General features: G+C 66.6%; 22 protein-coding genes, 1 tRNA gene and 1 pseudogene. 16 read left to right on the top strand and 8 right to left on the bottom strand.

Translation table 11 applies throughout. The annotated features are described in order from the left end of the window. Positions 1-85: 85 nt before the first annotated feature. Positions 86-1,123, bottom strand: coding sequence for an MBL fold metallo-hydrolase (locus ASE88_RS08835; protein WP_056477589.1), 1,038 nt, complete (start codon positions 1,121-1,123; stop codon positions 86-88). A 68-nt stretch (positions 1,124-1,191) separates the two neighbouring features. On the opposite strand from ASE88_RS08835, the gene ASE88_RS08830 reads away from it, so the two are divergent. Continuing rightward, a complete protein-coding gene (locus ASE88_RS08830) occupies positions 1,192-1,767 on the top strand; it encodes a DUF4337 domain-containing protein (protein ID WP_056477588.1) in 576 nt (191 codons plus the stop codon). A gap of 135 nt (positions 1,768-1,902) precedes the next feature. On the opposite strand, the gene aguB is transcribed toward ASE88_RS08830, so the two are convergent. After that, positions 1,903-2,763 (bottom strand): N-carbamoylputrescine amidase, encoded by an 861-nt coding sequence (gene aguB / locus ASE88_RS08825; protein WP_055874312.1) that lies wholly within the window; start codon positions 2,761-2,763, stop codon positions 1,903-1,905. A 132-nt stretch (positions 2,764-2,895) separates the two neighbouring features. Between aguB and ung the strand changes: the two genes are divergently transcribed. Both ung and ASE88_RS08815 read left to right on the top strand, forming a co-directional pair. Further along, positions 2,896-3,594 (top strand): uracil-DNA glycosylase, encoded by a 699-nt coding sequence (ung, locus tag ASE88_RS08820; protein WP_414893575.1) that lies wholly within the window; start codon positions 2,896-2,898, stop codon positions 3,592-3,594. Then, positions 3,591-3,905: an alkylphosphonate utilization protein gene (locus ASE88_RS08815; RefSeq protein ID WP_056477587.1), complete on the top strand. Its 315-nt coding sequence runs from the start codon at positions 3,591-3,593 to the stop codon at positions 3,903-3,905. Before ung ends, ASE88_RS08815 begins: the two co-directional genes overlap by 4 nt. Positions 3,906-4,109: 204 nt before the next feature. Here the strand turns inward: ASE88_RS08815 and ASE88_RS08810 are convergent, their stop codons facing one another. Both ASE88_RS08810 and ASE88_RS08805 read right to left on the bottom strand, forming a co-directional pair. Further along, positions 4,110-4,502, bottom strand: a complete 393-nt coding sequence (locus tag ASE88_RS08810; protein ID WP_055874318.1) for an acyl-CoA thioesterase — start codon at positions 4,500-4,502, stop codon at positions 4,110-4,112. Next, positions 4,499-6,553, bottom strand: a complete 2,055-nt coding sequence (locus ASE88_RS08805) for a S9 family peptidase (RefSeq protein WP_056477585.1) — start codon at positions 6,551-6,553, stop codon at positions 4,499-4,501. Before ASE88_RS08805 ends, ASE88_RS08810 begins: the two co-directional genes overlap by 4 nt. 407 nt (positions 6,554-6,960) lie before the next feature. On the opposite strand from ASE88_RS08805, the gene ASE88_RS08800 reads away from it, so the two are divergent. Beyond that, entirely contained in the window at positions 6,961-8,772 is a 1,812-nt protein-coding gene (locus ASE88_RS08800) for an aminopeptidase P family protein (RefSeq protein ID WP_056477583.1), read from the top strand. Here ASE88_RS08800 and ASE88_RS19220 read toward each other — a convergent pair. Then, entirely contained in the window at positions 8,765-8,902 is a 138-nt protein-coding gene (locus tag ASE88_RS19220; RefSeq protein WP_200910194.1) for a hypothetical protein, read from the bottom strand. The genes ASE88_RS08800 and ASE88_RS19220 overlap by 8 nt on opposite strands. Before the next feature lie 89 nt (positions 8,903-8,991). Here ASE88_RS19220 and ASE88_RS08795 point away from each other — a divergent pair. From ASE88_RS08795 to ASE88_RS19795, 5 genes are all read left to right on the top strand, one after another. After that, positions 8,992-9,066 (top strand) — tRNA-Thr (locus ASE88_RS08795). A 518-nt stretch (positions 9,067-9,584) separates the two neighbouring features. Continuing rightward, the gene (locus ASE88_RS08785; RefSeq protein WP_056477579.1) at positions 9,585-9,947 is read left to right on the top strand and encodes a hypothetical protein; all 363 of its coding nucleotides are present in this window, start codon (positions 9,585-9,587) and stop codon (positions 9,945-9,947) included. 93 nt (positions 9,948-10,040) lie between these two features. After that, the gene (locus tag ASE88_RS08780) at positions 10,041-11,486 is read left to right on the top strand and encodes a mechanosensitive ion channel (protein WP_056477577.1); all 1,446 of its coding nucleotides are present in this window, start codon (positions 10,041-10,043) and stop codon (positions 11,484-11,486) included. A gap of 35 nt (positions 11,487-11,521) precedes the next feature. Next, positions 11,522-11,806, top strand: coding sequence for a CsbD family protein (locus ASE88_RS08775; RefSeq protein ID WP_056477575.1), 285 nt, complete (start codon positions 11,522-11,524; stop codon positions 11,804-11,806). 126 nt (positions 11,807-11,932) lie between these two features. Continuing rightward, the gene (locus tag ASE88_RS19795) at positions 11,933-12,109 is read left to right on the top strand and encodes a hypothetical protein (protein ID WP_200910193.1); all 177 of its coding nucleotides are present in this window, start codon (positions 11,933-11,935) and stop codon (positions 12,107-12,109) included. Positions 12,110-12,209: 100 nt separating this feature from the next. Here the strand turns inward: ASE88_RS19795 and ASE88_RS08770 are convergent, their stop codons facing one another. After that, positions 12,210-12,539 (bottom strand): DMT family transporter, encoded by a 330-nt coding sequence (locus ASE88_RS08770; RefSeq protein ID WP_056477573.1) that lies wholly within the window; start codon positions 12,537-12,539, stop codon positions 12,210-12,212. Positions 12,540-13,000: 461 nt separating this feature from the next. Here ASE88_RS08770 and ASE88_RS18885 point away from each other — a divergent pair, with 461 nt between their 5' ends. Continuing rightward, positions 13,001-13,177 (top strand): hypothetical protein, encoded by a 177-nt coding sequence (locus tag ASE88_RS18885; RefSeq protein WP_156356989.1) that lies wholly within the window; start codon positions 13,001-13,003, stop codon positions 13,175-13,177. Between the two features lie 11 nt (positions 13,178-13,188). On the opposite strand, the gene ASE88_RS08765 is transcribed toward ASE88_RS18885, so the two are convergent. Then, entirely contained in the window at positions 13,189-13,752 is a 564-nt protein-coding gene (locus tag ASE88_RS08765) for a GNAT family N-acetyltransferase (RefSeq protein ID WP_056477572.1), read from the bottom strand. 301 nt (positions 13,753-14,053) lie between these two features. Between ASE88_RS08765 and crtY the strand changes: the two genes are divergently transcribed. The 5 genes from crtY to ASE88_RS08740 all read left to right on the top strand — a co-directional run bounded on the left by crtY (position 14,054) and on the right by ASE88_RS08740 (position 19,094). Further along, positions 14,054-15,220, top strand: coding sequence for a lycopene beta-cyclase CrtY (crtY, locus tag ASE88_RS08760; protein ID WP_055874341.1), 1,167 nt, complete (start codon positions 14,054-14,056; stop codon positions 15,218-15,220). Continuing rightward, on the top strand, positions 15,217-16,695 hold the full coding sequence (locus tag ASE88_RS08755; RefSeq protein ID WP_056477570.1) for a phytoene desaturase: 1,479 nt from the start codon (positions 15,217-15,219) through the stop codon (positions 16,693-16,695). The genes crtY and ASE88_RS08755 overlap by 4 nt, the downstream gene beginning before the upstream one ends. Before the next feature lie 303 nt (positions 16,696-16,998). Next, positions 16,999-17,274: a hypothetical protein gene (locus ASE88_RS08750; RefSeq protein WP_055874347.1), complete on the top strand. Its 276-nt coding sequence runs from the start codon at positions 16,999-17,001 to the stop codon at positions 17,272-17,274. Positions 17,275-17,413: 139 nt separating this feature from the next. After that, positions 17,414-17,995 carry a TIGR00730 family Rossman fold protein gene (locus tag ASE88_RS08745; protein ID WP_056477567.1) on the top strand — a complete coding sequence of 194 codons (582 nt, stop codon included), beginning with the start codon at positions 17,414-17,416 and terminating at the stop codon, positions 17,993-17,995. 151 nt (positions 17,996-18,146) lie between these two features. Then, positions 18,147-19,094: a phytoene/squalene synthase family protein gene (locus ASE88_RS08740; protein WP_056477565.1), complete on the top strand. Its 948-nt coding sequence runs from the start codon at positions 18,147-18,149 to the stop codon at positions 19,092-19,094. 139 nt (positions 19,095-19,233) lie between these two features. Here the strand turns inward: ASE88_RS08740 and ASE88_RS08735 are convergent, their stop codons facing one another. Further along, positions 19,234-19,587: a hypothetical protein gene (locus ASE88_RS08735; RefSeq protein ID WP_235527890.1), complete on the bottom strand. Its 354-nt coding sequence runs from the start codon at positions 19,585-19,587 to the stop codon at positions 19,234-19,236. Here ASE88_RS08735 and ASE88_RS19470 point away from each other — a divergent pair. Further along, positions 19,586-19,874: pseudogene (locus ASE88_RS19470) on the top strand (metal ABC transporter permease); the annotation flags it as partial. The gene ASE88_RS08735 and the pseudogene ASE88_RS19470 overlap by 2 nt on opposite strands.

Genomic DNA, 19,874 nt, shown 5'->3' with positions numbered 1-19,874 from the left:
CGGTCGGGGAAACGTCTGTTCCGTGTCCTCCCCCTCCGTCACCTTCGGCGACACCTCCCCCTGGCGGGGGAGGATCTACCGGGTGTTACTCGATCACCCAGGCCTCGCCGGCTTTGGGCGTCCGAAAGCGGTTCGTGGCGATGTGCTCGCGGATCAGCGCCGCGCGGAGGCGCTCGGGCGGCTCGTCGATGCCTTCCGAGGTCAGTTCGAACGTGCCCCAGTGGACGCCGATCGCATAGGCCGCGCCGAGCTGTTCGAACGCGGTCACCGCCTGGTCCGGCCCGATGTGATTGTCCGTCTCGTTCCCTGCGAAATGATACGCGCCGATCGGCAGGATCGCGAGGCGGACGGGTCCTGCACGGCGCGCCTCGGTGGCCCAGCGCATGTCGCCAGGTCCGGTGTCGCCCGCGAAATACAGGGTGCCGCCGGGCAGCGTCACGGTGAACCCCGCCCATAACGTCGTGTCGCGGTCGCCCAGGTCGTATTCGCTCCAGTGATGCGCGCGCACGACGATCACGTCGATGCCGGGCCGCAGCGACACGCGCCCGCCCCAGTCGCGCGCTTCCGCATGGATGCCGTTCCGCGCGAGGATCTGGTCGTTGCCCAGGCCCGTCACGATCAGCGGCCTGTCGCGGTGCCACAGCCGGCGCATCGCATGCATGTCGAGATGGTCGCGGTGATCGTGGCTGAGCAGGATCAGGTCGATCTTGGGCAGGTCCTCCAGCCGCACGCCCGGCGCACGGACGCGCTTCACGCCGAGGAACTGGACCGGCGACGAGCGTTCGAGCCACATCGGATCGGTGAGGATGTTGAGCCCCTGCGTCTGCACCAGCACGGTCGAATGGCCGATCCAGGTGACGCGCATCGTCCGGCCCTCGACCTGCGCCGGCGGTCGCGACGGCGTGACGGGGATTTCGGGCCAAATGCGGTAGGGCGGCTTCACCAGATTGCGCAGCAGCGCGACCGGGCCCTGTTTCTGCTCGCCGATACTCCCCTGCACGCCGTCGGGGTTGAAGAAGCGCGTCCCGTTGAAGTGATCGCTTGGCGGGATAGTGTTCACCGACGGTATCGCGCACCCGGCGAGCAGTGCGAAAGCAAGCAGGATCGAGCGGGTGCGGATCATGGCGCGCTGACGAATATGTCACCCGACCATCAGCGTCCAGTCACGCGCGGATGCATAGACCGACCGCCATGGACGATGATTTCGAAGTGCGCGGGCTGCACGAGCAACTCTCGGAGGAGCGCGCCGCGGGCGGCGAGGCGTTCGACCAGCGGATCGCCTTGTTCACCGCGATCCTGGCGACGCTGGCGGCGGTCACCAGCTTTCTCGGCGGGCATACGCAGAACGAGGCGCTGCTCCACAAGAACGAGGCGGTGCTGATCAAGGCGCAGGCGTCAGATGCGTGGGGCTATTACCAGGCGGAGGATCTGAAGCGGCATATCGCGCAGATGGAGGTCGATCTCGCCCCGCCCGGGGTCGATGCGACGCGGATGGCGACGCACCGCGCGGAGATTGCGCGGTACACGGCGCGCGGGACGGCGCTGAAACGGGAAGCGGAGACGCTCGACCGGCAATCGGCGATGGCGAACGGGGAATCGGACGAGGCGCTTCGGCCGCATACCAAACTGGCGCTCGCGGTAACCGCGATCCAGGTGGCGATCGCGCTGGCGTCGATCACCGCGCTGACCGGGCGGCGGTGGTTGCTGTGGGTGGCGGCCGCGGCGGCGCTGGTCGGCGCGCTGCTGGCGGGGATGGCGTGGTTCTGATCTCTCGATCCTCCCCCGCCAGGGGGGGGTGGCACCGAAGGTGACGTAGGGGGAGGACACGGAACGGGGGGGCTCCTATCCTCCCCCTCCGTCTGGCAAGCCAGCCACCTCCCCCTAGCGGGGGAGGATTTGGATTCAGATGTCCTGGACGAGCCGCCCGTACAGATCGGGGCGGCGATCGCGGAAGAAGCCGAACGCGGCGCGGTGGCGCTTGACGATGTCGAGGTCGATCGTCGCGGTGATCACGCCCTCGTCCTCGCGGCCGAGTTCGGCGAGGATGTCGCCGCGCTCGTCGGCGATGAAGCTGGTGCCGTAGAAGGTCTGCCCGTGCTCGACGCCGACGCGGTTGGCGGCGACGATCGGCACGACATTCGACACGGCATGGCCGACCATGGCGCGCCGCCACAGCCGAGCGGTGTCGAGCGAGGTGTCATGCGGCTCGCTGCCGATCGCGGTCGGGTAGAACAACACTTCGGCGCCCATCAGCATCATCGCGCGCGCGGTCTCGGGATACCATTGGTCCCAGCAGACGCCGACGCCGAGCGTCGTCCGCCCCGCCTCCGATGCGTGCGGCCAGACCTTGAACCCGGTGTTGCCGGGGCGGAAGTAGAACTTCTCCTCATAGCCCGGGCCGTCGGGGATGTGGCTCTTGCGGTAGACGCCCTGGATGTTGCCGTCGGGGCCGATCATCGCGAGGCTGTTGTAATGATGCGGGCCGTCCGCCTCGAAGAAGCTGGTCGGGATCGTGACTTTCAGCGCCTCGGCGAGCGCCTGCATCGCGAGCACCGCCTTGTGTTCGCCCACGGGGGCGGCGTTGGCGAACAGGCCCTCATCCTCGACGCGGCAGAAATACTCGCCCTCGAACAGCTCGGGCGGCAGGATCACCTGCGCGCCTTTCGCCGCGGCCTCGTGGACGAGGCGTGAGACGTTGGCGATGTTGCGGTCGATGTTGGGCGTGAAGCCCAGCTGCAGTGCGGCGACGGTGATCTCTGTCATGGCGGCGCATATAATAAGCCGGGGCGCGTTGTGCGAGCCTTTCGCCTCGCATCGAGTGCCGCACGATCGCCGCCGCGGGGGAACAAGGCGCGCAGATTGACATGCCCCTGCCCGGTCCGACATGCGGCGGGGATGATGACACCCGCCCTCCCGCCAAGCTGGCAGACGCTCGCCGCCGAGCTCGACGCGCCGTATATGCGCGACCTCGACGCGTTTCTGGAGGCCGAACGCGCTGCGGGCGCGCGGATCTTTCCTGATGACGCCGACCGGTTCCGCGCGCTCGACCTGACGCCGCTCGATCAGGTGCGGGTCGTGATCCTGGGGCAGGATCCGTATCATCGCGAGGGGCAGGCGCATGGGCTCAGCTTTTCGGTGCGCGAGGGGGTGCGGACGCCGCCGAGCCTCGTCAACATTTACAAGGAGCTCGAGGCGGACCTCGGCATTCCGCGCGCGCGCCACGGCATGCTCGATCACTGGGCGGCGCAGGGCGTGCTGCTGCTCAACGCGGTGCTGAGCGTGCGGAGCGGCGAGGCCGCGTCGCACAGCAAGCGCGGGTGGGAGCGGTTTACCGATGCGGTCATCGCCGCGGTCAACGCGCAACCGAAACCGGTCGTGTTCCTGCTGTGGGGAGCGTATGCGCAGAAGAAGGCGGCGTTCGTCGACGATATCGCGACGGGCGGACGGCATCTGGTGATCGCGTCCGCGCATCCGTCGCCGCTGGCGGCACGGACCGGGTTCTTCGGATCGCGGCCGTTCAGCAAGGCCAACGCCTTTCTCGCTACCCATGGGCGCACCCCGATCGACTGGGCGCTGCCGGAGACCGACCGATGAGCGACGACTATATCTATGACGAGGCGACCGGCGAGTGGGTCGCGGGCGGCGCTGCAACGACCGACGCAGCGGCTGGCGGGGCGGCGGACGACGGCGCGGTCGTAGTGCGTGATTCGGTCGGCAACGTGCTGGCGGACGGCGACCAGGTGACGCTGATCAAGGACCTGACCGTCAAAGGCGCAGGGCAGACGTTGAAGCGCGGCACACTCATCAAGTCGATCCGCCTGACCGGCGACGCACAGGAAATCGACTGTCGGTACGAAGGAATCAAGGGCCTGGTGCTGCGCGCGGAGTTCGTCCGGAAGCGGTGACGCGCGACCTCGCCGTGCGTTTGCTCCACCCGATCTTCGCCGCGCTGGACGGGGTGCCGTCGTATCGCGCCCGTGAAGGTCGGCCGTCGCGCCGAGCTCTCGACCGCCAGCGCCTAGGCGGGCAGGACCTGGTTCGACTTGCCCGCCAAGACGCTGCCCGTGCGGTTCCGCCGGTCGGTTCCCGCGCGCCTTCGCCGCCGGGTGTCAGGTAAAGAACGGCGCCGCGATATCCGCGCGTACGCGCATCAGTCGCCCGGTTGCGCGGTCGAGCAGCGCCCAGGTCGTCACCGCCTCCAGCCTGACGCGGCCATCAGCCCCGACGAACCGCACATGCCGATCGAACCGCGCGCCTTTGGGTGCCCCCTCGACCCAGGTTTCCCCGACAACGGTCTCCCCCACGACGACGCTCCCGCGATAGTCGATCTCATGCCGCGTCACGACCCAGACATAGGCCAGCTTGTGGGCAGGCGGTGCCACCGCCTCCCAATGCGCCGTGGCGATGGCCTGGATCCACTGCACCCAGACCGCATTGTTCACATGCCCGAGCTCGTCGATATCCGCATCCTCGGCGGTGATCGAGAGCGTGAACCGGCTCACCCCGCCACGCCCAGCTGCCACAGCACGAACGCGTGTTCCTCCGCGCCCTCGCGCAGCGATTCGAACCGCCCCGACTTGCCGCCATGCCCCGCGCCCATGTTGGTCTTGAGCAGCAGGACGTTGTCGTCGGTCTTCATCCGCCGGAGCTTGGCCGCCCATTTCGCGGGCTCCCAATAGGTAACGCGCGGATCGTTCAGCCCGCCCGAAATGAACATCGGAGGATAGGCCTGCGCCTTGACGTTATCGTACGGCGAATACGACCGGATCAGCTTGAAAGCCGCCTCGTCCTCGATCGGATTGCCCCATTCGGGCCATTCGCCCGGCGTCAGCGGCAGCGTCTCGTCGAGCATCGTGTTCAGCACGTCGACGAACGGCACGTCCGCGATCACCGCGCCCCAGAGCTCGGGATCGGAATTGACCACCGCCCCCATCAGCTCGCCGCCCGCAGAGCGGCCCGCAATCGCGATTCTGCCCGCCGACGTCCACTTCGCGTCGACCAGCGCCTTGGCGACATCGACGAAATCGTTGAACGTGTTCGCGCGCTTCTCCAGCTTGCCGTCGAGATACCATTGCTGGCCGAGGTCGTCGCCGCCGCGGATATGCGCGATCGCATAGGCAAAGCCGCGATCGAGCAAACTCATCCGCCCGGTCGAGAAGCCCGGCGGGATCGCATAACCGTACGCGCCATACGCATAGAGGAACACAGGCGCCGACCCATCACGCACGAACCCGGCCGGATACACGATCGACACCGGAATCTCGGTCCCGTCGCGCGCGGTGATCTTCAGCCGCTCGGTCGCGTATTTCGCCGCGTCGTAGCCGCTCGGGATCTCCTGCACCTTGAGCATCGTCCGCTCGCCGGTATCCACGTCGTAATCATACACCGTCCCCGGCGTGACCATCGACTCATACCCAAGCCGCAGCACGGTCATGTCGTATTCGGGGTTGTTGCCAAGACCCGCGACATAGCTCGCCTCGGGGAAGTTGATCCGCTTGCCTTCGGTCGGCGTCTCGTACCGGTGGATCGCGATCTGATCGAGCCCGTCCTCGCGCCCGTCGACCACGAAGAAGTCCTGATAGCACTCCACCCCCGTCATGTAGTAATGCGGCGACGCCGGGATCAGCTCGGTCCACGCGCCCGGCTCCTCGACCAGCGCGGTGCACAGCCGGAAATTCGGATCGACGTCGTTGGTGTGGATGAACAGCGTCCCGTCATGCTCGTCCACGTCATATTCGCGCCCGACCTTCCGCGCGGACACGAGGATCGGCACCGCCAGCGGCTCGTGCGCGGGCAGCAGGTAGATCTCGCTTGTAACATGGTCGCTCGTTGCGATCACGATCCACTTGCGCGAACTCGTCTCGCCGACGCCGACGCGGAAGCCCTCGTCCTCCTCATGGAACAGCACGACGTCGTCGGCGATCGGCGTCCCCAGCCGGTGGAAGCGCGCATTGTCGGTGCGCCACTGCTCGTTCGCGAGGCCGTACAGGAAGCCCGCATCGTCCGCGGTCCAGACGATCTCGCTCAGCATGCCGGGGATCACGTCGGGCAAATGCGCGCCGGTATCCAGGTCCTTGACCCGAACCTCGAACCGCTCGCTCCCGTTATCGTCGATCGCATAAGCGAGATACCGCCCGTCATTGCTGATCGAGAACGCGCCGAGCCGGAAATACTCATGGCCCTCCGCCAGCGCCGGCTCGTCGAGCAACAGCTCGTCGTCACCGCCCGCGACGGGCTTGCGCCACCATTTCTTGTACTGCCCGCCGGTCTCGTATGCGGTCCAGTACAGCCAGTCGCCATCCTTTTGCGGCACCGAGGATTCGTCTTCCTTGATGCGCGCCTTCATCTCTTCGTAGATCGTGTCGACCAGCGCGGTATGCGGCGCCATCTGCGCCTCGAAATACGCGTTCTCGGCCGCGAGATACGCCAGCACATCGGCGTCATCGACCTCGGGATAGTTCGGATCCTTCAGCCACGCATAGGGATCCTCGATCGTCACGCCGTGCGTGGTGAAGCTGTGCGGGCGCTGGTCGGCGATAGGGGGTGTGGTCATGCAGCGGTGTTAGCCGCGTGAAGGGTGGAAGCCAACGCTCGTCCCATTGGACGGAAGCCCCCACTCCAATGTTTCCCCACGAAGGCGGGGACCCAGTCTGGGCTCCCACCTCCGCGGGAGAACAAGGCCTACTCCACCACCCCGGCGAAGGCCGGGGCCTAATTGGAGAGGTCGCAGTAATGGAGCGCGTGCCTTCGTTAGCAGCTTCACCCAATTGGGCCCCGGCCTTCGCCGGGGTGGTAGAAAACTTCGGTCGTGGCCCTGATTACTGTTTCCCCGCGAGAACAAGGAAGCAGGAGCGCCGTCCGAACACAAACGCGCGGCTATTCCCCGCGCTGTCACACGCAGACCATTTCTGGCAGAACGCGCCGCATCACCCCGACCTCGACCGACGAGAGACCCGCACAATGCCGACCCAGAACGACCGCGCAGCCGACCGCTTAGCCGCCCTCCGCGCCCAGCTAACCGCCGATAACCTCGACGGTTTCGTCATTCCGCTGACCGACGAGCACATGAGCGAATATGTCGGCGGCTACGCGCAGCGGCTCGGCTGGCTCACCGGCTTCGGCGGGTCCGCCGGGACCGCGGTGGTCCTCGCCGACCGCGCCGCGATCTTCACCGATGGCCGCTACACGATCCAGGTCCGCGAGCAGGTCGATGGCGCGCATTGGGACTATGCCGACGTCCCCCAGACCAGCCCCGCCGCCTGGCTCGGCCAGCACGCGCCGGCAGGCAGCCGGATCGGCTACGACGCGTGGCTGCATACCGGAACCTGGGTCGCCGACGCGACCACCGCGCTCGCCGACCGCGGCGCCACGCTCGTCCCGGTCACCGCCAACCCGGTCGACGCGATCTGGACCGACCGACCGCTCCCCTCGCCCGCCAAGCTGACCGTCCAGCCCGACCGGTTCACCGGCGCCTCGTCCGCCGAAAAGCGCGCCGCGATCGCCGACTGGCTGGCCGAGCACGATGCCGACGCGGTCGTCCTCACCGCGCTCGATTCAATCGCCTGGGCGCTCAACGTCCGCGGCGGCGACGTCGACCACACCCCCGTCGCGCTCTCCTATGCGATCGTGAGCGCGGACGGCACCACCGACCTGTTCGTCGCCCCCGACAAGCTCGACGACGCGGTCCGCCAGCATCTCGGCAACGCGGTCCGCCTCCACGACCGAGAGGCTTTCGCTCCCGCGCTCGGCAACTACGCCGGTAAGCGCGTCGCCGCCGACCCCGAACGCGCCGTCGCCGCGATCACGCAGGCGCTCCAGGCCGGCGGCGCGAAGATCCTCGCGCTGCGCGACCCCGTCGTGCTCGCAAAGGCGATCAAGAACCCGGTCGAGATTAGCGGCCACCGCGCCGCCTCCGCGCGCGACGGCGCCGCGCTTGCGCGCTTCCTGCGCTGGGTGGAGACCGATTGCGTCAAGGGCGGCCAGACCGAACTGTCCGCCGCCGCCAAACTGCTCGCCTTCCGCGAAGAGACCGGCGTCCTGAAGGACACGTCGTTCGACACGATTTCGGCGACCGGCCCCCACGGCGCGATCCCGCACTACCACGTCAACGAAGAATCGAGCGCGCCGATCGAACCAGGCCAGCTCTACCTGATCGACTCCGGCGGCCAGTATGCAGACGGCACCACCGACGTGACCCGCGTCATGCCGATCGGTGATCCCACGCCCGAGATGCGCGACCGCTTCACCCGCGTCCTGAAGGGCCATATCGGCATCGCCACCGCGGTCTTTCCTGACGGCACGATGGGCGGCCAGATCGACGCGTTCGCGCGCCGTCCATTGTGGGAAGCCGGGCTCGATTTCGGCCACGGCACCGGCCACGGCATCGGCGCGTATCTGGCGGTGCACGAAGGCCCGCAGCGGATCGCGTCGCCCAATTATCCCGGCGGCGCGGCGATGGAGCCGCTGCGCGCCGGCATGATGCTCTCGAACGAGCCCGGCTATTACAAGGCCGGCGAATACGGCATTCGCATCGAGAACCTGATCCTGATCGAACCGCGCGACATTCCCGGTGCCGACCGCGCGATGCTCGGCTTCGAGACGCTCACCTTCTGCCCGATCGAGCGCACGCTGATCGATCCCGCGCTGCTGACGACGCAGGAACGCGCCTGGGTGGACGGCTATCACGCGAAGGTGCTGGAGGTCCTGACCCCGGAAATGGCCGACGCGGCGGATCGCGCCTGGCTCGCCGCCAAATGCGCACCGCTTACTTGATCGGCACGTCCTCGGGCGCGGGCGCGGCGCTTACTGCCCGCGCCTGCGCCTTCCGGCGGCGCAGGTTTTCGCGCAGCGCGGCGGCCATCCGCTCCGCCTTCTCGGCCGCCTTTCGATCCCGATCGTCCATAAATCCGCCCTACATTGCCGCACGACCGCTTGACAACCGCGCCGCCCTCGTCTCTTAGCCCCACTCCGCCGGCAGCGATGCCGACGAGTGCTGCCGTAGCTCAGTGGTAGAGCGCATCCTTGGTAAGGCTGAGGTCGTGAGTTCAATCCTCACCGGCAGCACCATTTTTTTATGACTCGGCCACCCTCAGGGGTGCCTGGGCGGGGCCCGGGCGTCGCGCCGCGATCGCCATCGCCGCCCCATCACCATCGCCGAACCGCGTCATCATGCGCCGGTACAGTTCAGCGGCGCTCGCAAGATCGGTCCCTCGCAAGATCGGTCCCTCAAGCGTCAAACAGGCGACGCAGTCCGACGGGATATTGCCCCGCGGCGTGGACGACGGGACGGCAATCTGGCCGATAGCAAATCTCGGTTCGACGCCAGGCTTACGCAGCACTGCGTCAGCTTGGGCTGTAGACGCCTCGTTCAGTTCGATCGCACCGGCTTCTGTATTGCGCGGACCGACGCCGACCATGCCGATGCCGCACCGTAAGCCCGGTCTTGCGGGGCCTAGTATTTATGCACCCGATGAACTGCCGACAAGACTAGCAACCTTTAGGAAAATTCGCTGGTTTGTCGTTTGGGATCAACAGGGTGTCGGCCACTCGGGCTGACTGTGTGACCCCCACCATAAGGGGCTTTCATGTCACAGCGTCACAATTTTTCACGCGCCGGGCTATTTGTCGTCGGCATCGCGACGATCTCGCTCGCCGGTTGCGTCAATCCGTCCGCCAAGATCGCGACGTCGCTCGAAGGCTATGGCTTCCAGCCTGCCCAGTCGCAGTGCGTCGGCGATCGGCTCGAGGCCAATCTCTCGCTCAGCCAGCTTCAGCAACTCGGCCGCGCCGCCAAGGCATCGCGCCAGGGCGACACGACGCCAGGCCGCTTGACCGCCAGCGATTTCGTCCGCGTATCCGCGCAGGTGAAGGACCCGAAGGTTCCGCTGGAAGTCGGCAAGGCCGCTGCAGCCTGCGGCATTCTGACCGATCCCGCCTCGCCACTGTAATCACGCCAACCGCGCCGCTGCACCCGCCCGAAACGGCGGGGCGGCGGCGTCATGCAAGACACGTCCCGGATGGGCGTTTCAGGAACACCACACATGCAAGACGTAACCTATGCGGGCGATACGGTCGTATCGAATACCCGCGATTTCGGGGCGCAAGCCTGGAGCTATGTCGAGATCTGGACACCGCGGATCATCGCGGCATTGATCATCCTCGTCATCGGCTGGGCGATTGCCCGCGCCGTGAAATGGGGCGTGGCGAAGCTCGTCAACAAGACGCCGCTTGCGCTGCACGCCAACGAGCCGAACGCCAGCCCGCGCAACCCGACCACGATCGGTGCACAGGTCGGTGATGCCGCCTATTGGGTGGTCCTGCTGATCGCGCTCTTCCTCGCGACGCAGCCGCTCGGGCTTGCTGGCGCGACCGGCCCGCTGGGGGACATGCTGCAGGGCTTCGGCCAGGCCGTCCCGCGGATCATTGGTGCCGCGCTCATCTTCTTCCTCGGTTATGTGCTTGCCAAGGTCGCCAAAAAGGCGATTGAGGCGGTCATTACGGCCAGCCATGTCGAGCGTTTCTCGACGCATGTCGGCGCCACGTCGCCGACCGACCCGACGATGCTGCCGCGTACCATCGGCGGCATCGTGTTCGCGCTGATCATCATCCCGGTCTCGATCGCGGCGCTCGACACGCTCAACATCGCGGCGATCTCGCAGCCGGCAACCGCCATGCTGCGCATCATCCTCGACGCGATCCCCCATGTCATCGCTGCCGGCATGATCCTCGCCGTTGCCTATGTCATCGCCAGGTTCGCATCGCGTCTGTTGACGCAGTTCCTGGCCACGACCGGCTTCGACCGGACGATCGGGTCGATCGGCATCTTCGGCAACGCGGAAAACCGCGCGCTCGGCACGACCGGTCCGTCGTTCGTGCCATCCAAGACAGTCGGCACCGGCGCGTTCGTCGCGATCCTGATCTTCGGTCTGATGGAAGCGTTCCGCCAGCTGAACTTCGCCGATGGCTCGCAGATCATGGCCGAGGTGCTGACGCTGTTCGGACAGGTCGTGTTCGGTGCGATCATCATCTTCGCATCGGTGATCATCGCACGGTTCGTGGCGCATGCGATCGAGCGTAATGGCGATCAGGGCACGCGCGTGGCGGCACCAGTCGTGCGGATCGCGATCATCGTGCTCGGCACCGCGATCGGCTTGCGCTTCATGGGTCTGGCTGACGACATCATCAACCTGGCATTCGGGTTGCTGCTCGGTGCGATCGCCGTCGCCTTCGCCCTGGCGTTTGGCCTGGGTGGTCGCGACGCGGCCGGGAATGCCGTCAAGCGGATGCTCGACGGTACCAGGTCGACCGACGACCGCGACGATCGGACGATCGACGGCGACCGTATGGCGACGTCGGGTCTGGCTTCGACGCGCACTGCCTCGGACAGCGACCCGGTCCGGAAGGACGATCGCCAGGACGCCCACCAGGACGACCGCCAAAACGACCGGATCGACGCGCGGGACCCCATCGACCGCCCGTTGATCTGACCCTCCCTTCCCCAGTAAACGCAAGGAAACCGCGTATGAACACCGATACCCTCAACGGCACCGCCACCAACGTCGGCGGCAAGCTCAAGGAAACGCTTGGCGGCGCGATCGGCGACACGTCGCTGCAGAGCGAAGGCGCTGCCGATCAGCTTGGCGGCACCATCCAGAAGAGCGTCGGCCAGGCAAAGGATGCCGTCGAAGACTCTATCCGCCCGGTGCTCGACTATGTCCGCCAGTTCTCGAAGGAGCGCCCCTTCACCGCAGCAGCCGTAGCCGGCGTGCTCGGCATCGCGGTGATCAACACGCTGCGCGGCAAGTAATACACCTAACGCCGAACTGATGCGCGGGGCAGCGTTCGCCGCCCCGCGCCTCTTCCCATCTACCGATGGACGACAGCAACCCCGGCACGCAGCATCGGCCCGACGCTGTACGTCGGCGGATGGGCGATGTCGCAGCTCTGGCTGTTCTGGATCGCACCGCTGAGGCGTGCCGCGGGAGCCGGGCTTCTCGGTCGCCGGCTGTTCGCGCATACCGATGAAGATCAGTCGCCCGGGCCGATTGGGGATACCCCGGTCGAACTGCTGGTCGCCGACGATCGCTGTGCCACACGGGGCGCGCGGTGAAGCAAGCTGCATCACCGGCGCTGGACACCCCGTCGTCCGATGAACCATGATTACGGCCCGAACCCGATCAGCCTGTTGGTCTTGGGCGAGTGTCCCGGGTTCAGTGCCCCGAAGCGTTCGAGAAGACGTTCATCACAATGACGCCCGCGACGATCAGGCCCATGCCCGTGATAGCGGCCGCATCGAGCTTTTGCCCCTGGAACGCCCAAGCGACCGCCGAAATCAGGACGATGCCGGTGCCCGACCAAATAGCATAGGCGATTCCTGTCGGGATCGTTCGGAGGGTCAGCGACAGGAAATAGAAGGCGATGCCATAGCCGATCACGGTAACGACGGTCCACGGCATGCGGGTGAAGCCATTCGACTGTTTCATTGCCGACGTGGCACAAACCTCGGAGACGATCGCGATCGCGAGCATGAGATAGTTCATACACGGCCTATTAGCATAGCGAATGCGGCCAATGTGCGACGTTTGCACCCCGGGCGGAGTCCCGCTTTTGGCGGTCGCCATTCGGCCGCGCGAGCAACCGACCCGCTGACGGCGATTCGCTGGCCGCTATCGACTCTCGGACGTCAGATGTCTGCTGATCGAGCGGTAGAGCGGCGCTCGGGCCACCGATCCGGGCGCTGATCGTCGAGAATCCCTGGTCACCGGGGTCGCCGGTTCTGGACGCTCTTCATGCGATCGCCGCCGCTGGTCCGACGTGGAATTTGCTGTCGGTGGCACCCCGAACATGCGCCGGAACGCGTGCCCGAACGCGCTCTGTGACGGGATGCCGTCTTTGCGCGGTCCGGCGCATCCCGCCGGATGCGATAGGCTCTATGCAGTCCAGGGAATCGTGATAGCCTCCCCGCCAGAGCAGGATGACCTGCCGACTTGGAGAGTGATGCATGGCAAACCACGGCGCAGCGCACGGGGATACGCGCAAGGACCATCAGGGGCTGATCTACATGATCGCCGGCGGCATCCTCGCCTTGGGGTTGGTATTGATGGCATTTTACGACCGTGCGGATGATCCAATGCCGATCGCGTCGGTGCAGAAACCGGCGCTTACCGCGCAGCACTGATCCTCGGATCGTCACCGCACGGCGGTGATGGATGGGGGATCCGCGCGGCGCGCAGTGCGGTCGAAGATGAGGATCGGCGCGTCGCGGTACACACCCGTGGTGCGCAGGCCGTAGCCCAGCCGTTCGGCAAGCCTGATCGAGGGGGCGTTGGCGGGATCGATGATGCAGGTCGTCGCGGGGATCCGCGCATCGGTCCAGGCGAGGATCGCGGCGAGCGCTTCGGAGGCGTAGCCTTGGCTATGCGCGTCGCCGGTCAGCGTCCAGCCGACTTCGGGACACGCGTCGATCGAGGGCACGACCGCGCGGCGTGCCTCGATCAGGCCGAGCTCGCCGATCAGGCGACCCGTGGCGGTCTCGCGGGCGATCCAGCTCCCATAACCGAACATCGTCCATTGGCCGACCGAACGGAGCAGGCGGATCCAGACGTCCTCGCGCGATCGGGGTTGTCCGCCGATCATCGTGTAGACGCGCGGGTCGGTCCACATCGCGGCGCAGTCCTCGAGGTCGGTGGTGGCGTGGCCACCCAGCGTCAGGCGTGCGGTGGTCAGCATGGGGGCGGAGCGGGACGTCTGCATGGACGTACCGATACCGCGATTGGCAGGCGGAGGGGAACACCCCTCCCCCCTTCCCACGGCGACCAAGCCGCGCACGCACGCCTTCGATCGTCCCCCGCCAGGGGGAGGTGTCGCCGAAGGTGACGGAGGGGGAGGACACGCAACAGGCGTTTCCCTGACCGCCCCCTCCGTCTGGCAAGCGCCAGCCACCTCCCCCTGGCGGGGGAGGATCATAGGGGAGACCGGCAACGCAGGTTGTCTTCCGCCGTGATTGCTTCGCAAAGCCTGTTTTCGAGGCTCGCGCTTTGCGCTAGTCGGAGGCATGGCATCGACGATCTCCTGCGACGTCGCGATCGTTGGCGCGGGTTTGGCCGGCGGGATGATCGCGCTGGCGCTCAAAGCGAAGCATCCGGCGCTCGACGTGCGACTGATCGACTCAGCGCCGGTCGTCGGCGGCAATCATCTCTGGTCGTTTTTCGGCAGCGATGTCGCGCAGGCCGATCGCTGGCTCGTCGCGCCGCTCGTCGCGCATGCGTGGCGCGGCTATGACGTGCGGTTTCCGGCGCATGCGCGGACGATCGACGCGACCTATTATTCTATCGAGAGCGAGCGGCTCGACCGCGAGGTGCGGCGCGTGCTGCCGCCGCACGCGCTGATGCTCGGGCGCAAGGTCTCTGGCGCGAGCGCGACCGCTGTGGTGCTGGCGGATGGCGACCGGATCGAGGCGACCGGCGTGATCGACGTGCGGGGCCCGGGCGACCTGTCGCTGCTCGATCTGGCGTGGCAGAAATTCGTCGGGCGCGAACTGGTGCTGAGCGCGCCACACGACAGCCCGGTACCGATGGTCATGGACGCGACCGTGCCACAGATCGACGGCTATCGGTTCGTCTATTGCCTGCCGTTCGCCGCGGACCGGATGTTCGTCGAGGACACCTATTACAGCGACACGCCCGATCTCGATGTCGAGGCGCTGACGACGCGAATCCATGATTATGCCGACGCGCGCGGCTGGGCGGTAGCGCAGGCGGCGCGGCATGAATCGGGCGTGCTGCCGGTTGCGATGGGCGGCGATTTCGAGGCGTATTGGCGCTCGGGCGGCGCCAAGGTCGCCAAGGCCGGGATGCGCGCGGGGATGTTCCATCCGACCACGGGCTACTCGTTGCCCGACGCGGTGCGGACCGCGGCGATGATCGCCGGTCTCGGCGATTTCTCGGGCGCGGCGCTGCACGAGGCGACGCATGCGATGGCGCGGGCGACGTGGAAAAGCCGCGGCTTCTACCGGATGCTCGACACGATGTTGTTTCGCGCGGCGGAACCCGAGGAACGCTATCGCATCCTCGAGCGCTTCTATCGCCTATCGCCGTCGCTGATAGGCCGTTTCTATGCCGGACGCTCGACCCTCTCCGACAAGGCGCGGGTCCTGACCGGCAAGCCCCCCGTCCCCATCGTGCGCGCCGTCCGCGCCATCGCAGGCAGTATGTCATCATGAAGACCGCAATAGTCATCGGCGCAGGGTTTGGCGGGCTGGCGCTCGCGATCCGGTTGCAATCCGCGGGCGTGCAGACGACGATCGTCGAGAGCCGCGACAAGCCCGGCGGGCGTGGCTATTATTGGGAACGCGACGGCTTCACGTTCGATGCGGGGCCGACCGTCATCACCGATCCCGATTGCCTGCGCGAACTGTGGGTGCTGAGCGGGCACGAGATGAGCGCGGACGTGACGCTCGATCCGGTGCTGCCGTTCTACCGGCTGAACTGGCCCGACGGGACGAATTTCGATTATACCAACGACGACGTGCAGATGCGCGCCGAGATCGAGAAGCTGCATCCCGGGGACTGGGCGGGCTACGAGAAGTTCCTCGCCTATTCGGCGGGCGTCTTCCACGAGGGCTATGAGAAGCTCGGCCACGTCGCGTTCCTCGACTTCGGGTCGATGATCAAGGCGGCGCCGGCGCTGGCGAAATACCAGGCGTGGCGCTCGGTCTATTCGATCGTGTCGAGCTATGTGAAGTCGGAGAAGCTGCGCGAGGCTTTGAGCTTCCACACGCTGCTGGTCGGCGGCAACCCGATGACGACGAGCGCGATCTATGCGCTGATCCACAAGCTGGAGCGCGATGGCGGCGTGTGGTTCGCGCGCGGCGGGACCAACCGGCTGGTCGCGGCGTTGGTGACTCAGTTCGAGCGGCTGGGCGGCGTGCTGCGGCTCGACGATCCGGTAACGTCGATCGAGACGCTTGGCGACCGCGCGACCGGCGTGACGACCGCGAGCGGCTGGTCGGGTCAGGCCGATGCGGTCGCGGCGAACAGCGACATCATGCACACCTATCGCGACCTGCTCGCGACGTCGCGCAGTGCCAAGCGCAAGACGGGGTCGCTCGAGCGGAAGAAATATTCGCCGTCGCTGTTCGTGGTGCATTTCGGAATCAAGGGCACGTGGCCGGGCATCCCGCACCACATGATCCTGTTCGGGCCGCGCTATAAGGGGCTGCTCGAGGACATTTACGACCACGGCGTGCTGTCGGAAGATTTCTCGCTGTACCTGCATCATCCGACCGTCACCGATCCTTCGCTGGCGCCGGAGGGGCATTCGACCTTCTATGCGCTGGCGCCGGTGCCGCACATGGGGAAGTTCCCGGTCGACTGGGACGAGATCGCGCCGATCCTGGAAAAGCGCATCCTCGACGAGATCGGGCGGCGTTTGATTCCCGATATCCACGAGCGGATCGTCACGAAATTCTCGTACGCACCGAAGGACTTCGCGCAGGATCTGAATGCGCATCTGGGCTCGGCGTTCTCGCTCGAGCCGGTGCTGACGCAGAGCGCGTATTTCCGCGTGCACAACCGCGACGAGCATATTCCCAACCTGTTCTTCGTCGGCGCGGGGACGCATCCCGGCGCTGGGATTCCGGGAGTCGTCGGGAGCGCGAAGGCGACCGCGCGGCTGATGCTAGAAGGCGAGAAGTGACGCAGCGGCGTGGGGTGCGATGGTTGGCGATGGCGTAATGCCGTCTACCCCACCCATCGCGCCGTTGCCGCGACGATAGCGTGCTGCCGAGATCAAGCTTCGACGTGTCGTGCCGGGACGATATGGTCCGGAATGGAAGTTGTTTGAGGACCATCCCCTCCCCACCCGTCACGCACCCCGTCCAGATGCCGCCTATCTTGTTTTCAGACCGCCGAAACGGATGGGTCGTCGATGGTAGCGCGCCGACGATCCCCTACCCTTCCTGTCGAGCGGCCGCTCTGACCACGCAGGAAGGATCACGACATGACGATCAAGGTAAACACGCAGGACTGGAACGCACTGACCGCCAGCGAGCAAAGCGAGATTTCGAGCATTATGAGCGCGCATTTCGACGGCGCGACGATCGAAGCGGCGGACGGCGGCACCGCGATAGCCGACGTCGGCGGCTTTTGCACGATACTCTGCAACGCGGCCGAAGCCGCCGCGACCGCACTGTGCAGCAAATTGTCGGGCACCGCGCAGCAGGTCTGCGTTATCGCAGCGCAAACCGGCGGCGATCTGTGCCGGTCGAGATGCTGAGCGACTGACCGTTCGAACCGACCCTGATCGGTCGGTTCGAACACCGCCTTGGCCACCACCCTCGCCACCGCACCTGCCACGTCGTCGCGCAGGCACCAGCACGCTTGTGGCGCGGGCGTGCATCCCTTAGCGGTGCGCTATGAAACGTCTTGCAGTCTATTGCGGGTCGGCGACGCCGGCTGATCCCCTCTATATCGAAGGCGCGCGCGCGCTGGGTCGGACACTGGCCGAGCGCGGGATAGGCCTCGTCTATGGCGGCGGACGGACCGGGCTGATGGGGGCGATCGCCGACGGCGCGCTCGAGCGCGGCGGCGAGGTGATCGGCGTAATCCCGCAGGCGCTGGTCGATGCCGAGGTCGCGCATCGCGGGCTGACCGAACTCCACGTCGTGCAGGGCATGCATCAGCGCAAACAGATGTTTACCGATCTTGCCGACGGGTTCGTGACGATCCCGGGCGGGACGGGGACGATGGACGAGTTGTGGGAGGCGCTGAGCTGGGCGCAGCTTGGCTATCACGCGGATCCGGTCGGGCTGCTCAACACGGCGGGCTATTACGACCATCTGATCGCGTTCTGGGAGAAGATGGGCGAGGTCGGGTTCCTGCGACCGCAGCACCGCGATCTGCTGATCGTCGCGGATACGCTCGACGGGCTACTCGACCGGATGGCGCAGCATGTGCCGACGCAGCCGATCGTGCGGATGAACGCGTCGGATCTGTGAGCGTCTCGAGGTCTCACAATACCCTCCACCACCCCGGCCAAGGCCGGGGCCCAACTGGGGGACATGCGTTGGTGAGCGTTGCGCGTCTTAACTGCGGCCTTTCCGATTGGCTTCCGGCCTTCGCCGGGGTGGTAGAGACTGGCGTGGCAGCATGACCTCCGCCCTCCCCACCCGCGCGGACACCGTTGCGGCGGCCAAGGAGTCCATCGCGAAGGGCTCGAAGAGTTTCGCCGCCGCCAGCCTGTTGTTCGACAAGCCGACGCGCGAGCGGGCGTGGCTGCTCTATGCGTGGTGCCGGCGGTGCGACGATATTGCCGATGGGCAGGATCATGGCCACGGCATGACCGTCGTCGCGGACGCCCCCGCGCGGCTGATCGCCTTGTCCGCGATGACCGAGCAGGCGCTGGCGGGCGAGGTAGTCGGCGAGCCGGCGTTCGATGCGCTGCGGATCTTCGCGGCCGAAACGCGGCTGCCCAAGCGGTTCGCGCGCGATCTCGTCGCCGGTTTTGCGCTCGATGCGGAGGAATGGCGGCCGCGGTCGGAGAACGATCTCTACAAATATTGCTACCACGTCGCGGGCGTCGTCGGGTGCATGATGGCGGTGGCGATGGGCGTCGATCCCGACGACGAGGATACGCTCGACCGCGCGTGCGACCTGGGGATGGCGTTCCAGCTCGCCAACATCGCGCGCGATATCGAGGAGGATGACCGCGTCGGGCGCTGCTATCTGCCCGAAGAGTGGCTGGTCGAGATGGACTTTCCGCCGGGCCAGCACATGAAGCCGCCATTCCGGTCCCGGCTCGCCGTGCTGACGAAGCGGATGGCCGCGCGGGCGGCGGCGTTCGAGGCCAGCGCGCGGCAGGGGACGCCGGCTTTGTCGTTCCGCTCGGCCTGGGCGGTGTTGTCGGCAGCGGGGATCTACGGCGCGATCGGGCGGACGGTGGCGGCACGCGGCGAGCGTGCGTGGGATCACCGCGTGACGACGTCGCGGGCACAGAAACTGGGCTTTATCGCCAAGGCGGCGCGAGAAGCGGCGCGGCGGGACCATCTGTACCCGCGGACGCCGCGCAATCCGGGGCTGTGGACGCGGCCGAGGTAGCTGATCCCCTACCACTGCCCCCATACCCGTTCGGCCTGAGCGGAGTCGAAGGGACGGTGTTCGGGATCTGTGCTTCGACTTCGCTCAGCGCGAGCGGAAGGGGGAAACTGCGCCGACCGACTGTCAGCCGAGCGGCGGATCAGCCGCGCGTCTTGACCTTGCCCGTCGTTGCGAACTGCGCGCCTGCGGTGCGACAGTTGGCACCGATCATAGGATAGGGAACGTCGGTGTTCCGCGCGAGCTGGTCGGGCAGCGCCGCACGGCATTGCGCCATCGTTGCATAGCGAGCAGGAATGACGCGTGCCTCGGTGCAGGCCGTGTTGCCGTCACCGCAGCCCATGATGGCCATGACGTAGAACAGCGGTTCCATTTCATTCTCCAGGGGATCGCGGTGGCCGACGCTGGACACGGTAACAAAAGCGACGAAGTGGCAGGATTGTTCCCCCAACTGGTTTCGCCAGGGCTTGACTGCTCCTACATCGCGTCGATCCATGCCACCTGATACTTACACCTCCACCCGCGCGGACCAGCCGCTGCTGCCGACGCTCCGCCGTTTCCTGCCGTTCCTGTGGCCAGCCGGGCAGCCCAAGCTGAAGGCACGGATCGTTGTCGCGATGCTGCTGGTGATCGCGTCGAAGCTGGTCCAGGTGTTCGGCGCGGCGTTCACGCTGAAATATGCGGTCGACGCGATGGCGGGGAACGACCGCGGTGCGCTGACTCTCGTCGTGCTGCTGGTGGTCGGATATGCGGCGTCGCGGTTCGGGACGACGCTGTTCGACA

It is taken from the genome of Sphingomonas sp. Leaf38 (genome assembly GCF_001421825.1).
Taxonomy (GTDB): domain Bacteria; phylum Pseudomonadota; class Alphaproteobacteria; order Sphingomonadales; family Sphingomonadaceae; genus Sphingomonas.
This window is presented reverse-complemented; position numbering and strand designations above follow the sequence as displayed.

Excerpts from the sequence above, each read along its gene's own strand:
- crtY (WP_055874341.1), top strand. The coding sequence starts at position 14,054 with ATGGCATCGACGATCTCCTGCGACGTCGCGATCGTTGGCGCGGGTTTG.
- ASE88_RS08775 (WP_056477575.1), top strand. The coding sequence starts at position 11,522 with ATGAACACCGATACCCTCAACGGCACCGCCACCAACGTCGGCGGCAAG.
- ASE88_RS08800 (WP_056477583.1), top strand. The coding sequence starts at position 6,961 with ATGCCGACCCAGAACGACCGCGCAGCCGACCGCTTAGCCGCCCTCCGC.
- ASE88_RS08815 (WP_056477587.1), top strand. The coding sequence starts at position 3,591 with ATGAGCGACGACTATATCTATGACGAGGCGACCGGCGAGTGGGTCGCG.
- ASE88_RS08770 (WP_056477573.1), bottom strand. The coding sequence starts at position 12,539 with ATGAACTATCTCATGCTCGCGATCGCGATCGTCTCCGAGGTTTGTGCC.
- ASE88_RS08740 (WP_056477565.1), top strand. The coding sequence starts at position 18,147 with ATGACCTCCGCCCTCCCCACCCGCGCGGACACCGTTGCGGCGGCCAAG.
- ASE88_RS08785 (WP_056477579.1), top strand. The coding sequence starts at position 9,585 with ATGTCACAGCGTCACAATTTTTCACGCGCCGGGCTATTTGTCGTCGGC.
- ASE88_RS08735 (WP_235527890.1), bottom strand. The coding sequence starts at position 19,587 with ATGGATCGACGCGATGTAGGAGCAGTCAAGCCCTGGCGAAACCAGTTG.
- aguB (WP_055874312.1), bottom strand. The coding sequence starts at position 2,763 with ATGACAGAGATCACCGTCGCCGCACTGCAGCTGGGCTTCACGCCCAAC.
- ASE88_RS19220 (WP_200910194.1), bottom strand. The coding sequence starts at position 8,902 with ATGGACGATCGGGATCGAAAGGCGGCCGAGAAGGCGGAGCGGATGGCC.
- ASE88_RS08830 (WP_056477588.1), top strand. The coding sequence starts at position 1,192 with ATGGACGATGATTTCGAAGTGCGCGGGCTGCACGAGCAACTCTCGGAG.
- ASE88_RS08765 (WP_056477572.1), bottom strand. The coding sequence starts at position 13,752 with ATGCAGACGTCCCGCTCCGCCCCCATGCTGACCACCGCACGCCTGACG.
- ASE88_RS08745 (WP_056477567.1), top strand. The coding sequence starts at position 17,414 with ATGAAACGTCTTGCAGTCTATTGCGGGTCGGCGACGCCGGCTGATCCC.
- ASE88_RS08750 (WP_055874347.1), top strand. The coding sequence starts at position 16,999 with ATGACGATCAAGGTAAACACGCAGGACTGGAACGCACTGACCGCCAGC.
- ASE88_RS19795 (WP_200910193.1), top strand. The coding sequence starts at position 11,933 with ATGTCGCAGCTCTGGCTGTTCTGGATCGCACCGCTGAGGCGTGCCGCG.
- ASE88_RS08780 (WP_056477577.1), top strand. The coding sequence starts at position 10,041 with ATGCAAGACGTAACCTATGCGGGCGATACGGTCGTATCGAATACCCGC.
- ASE88_RS08835 (WP_056477589.1), bottom strand. The coding sequence starts at position 1,123 with ATGATCCGCACCCGCTCGATCCTGCTTGCTTTCGCACTGCTCGCCGGG.
- ung (WP_414893575.1), top strand. The coding sequence starts at position 2,896 with ATGATGACACCCGCCCTCCCGCCAAGCTGGCAGACGCTCGCCGCCGAG.
- ASE88_RS08805 (WP_056477585.1), bottom strand. The coding sequence starts at position 6,553 with ATGACCACACCCCCTATCGCCGACCAGCGCCCGCACAGCTTCACCACG.
- ASE88_RS18885 (WP_156356989.1), top strand. The coding sequence starts at position 13,001 with ATGGCAAACCACGGCGCAGCGCACGGGGATACGCGCAAGGACCATCAG.
- ASE88_RS08755 (WP_056477570.1), top strand. The coding sequence starts at position 15,217 with ATGAAGACCGCAATAGTCATCGGCGCAGGGTTTGGCGGGCTGGCGCTC.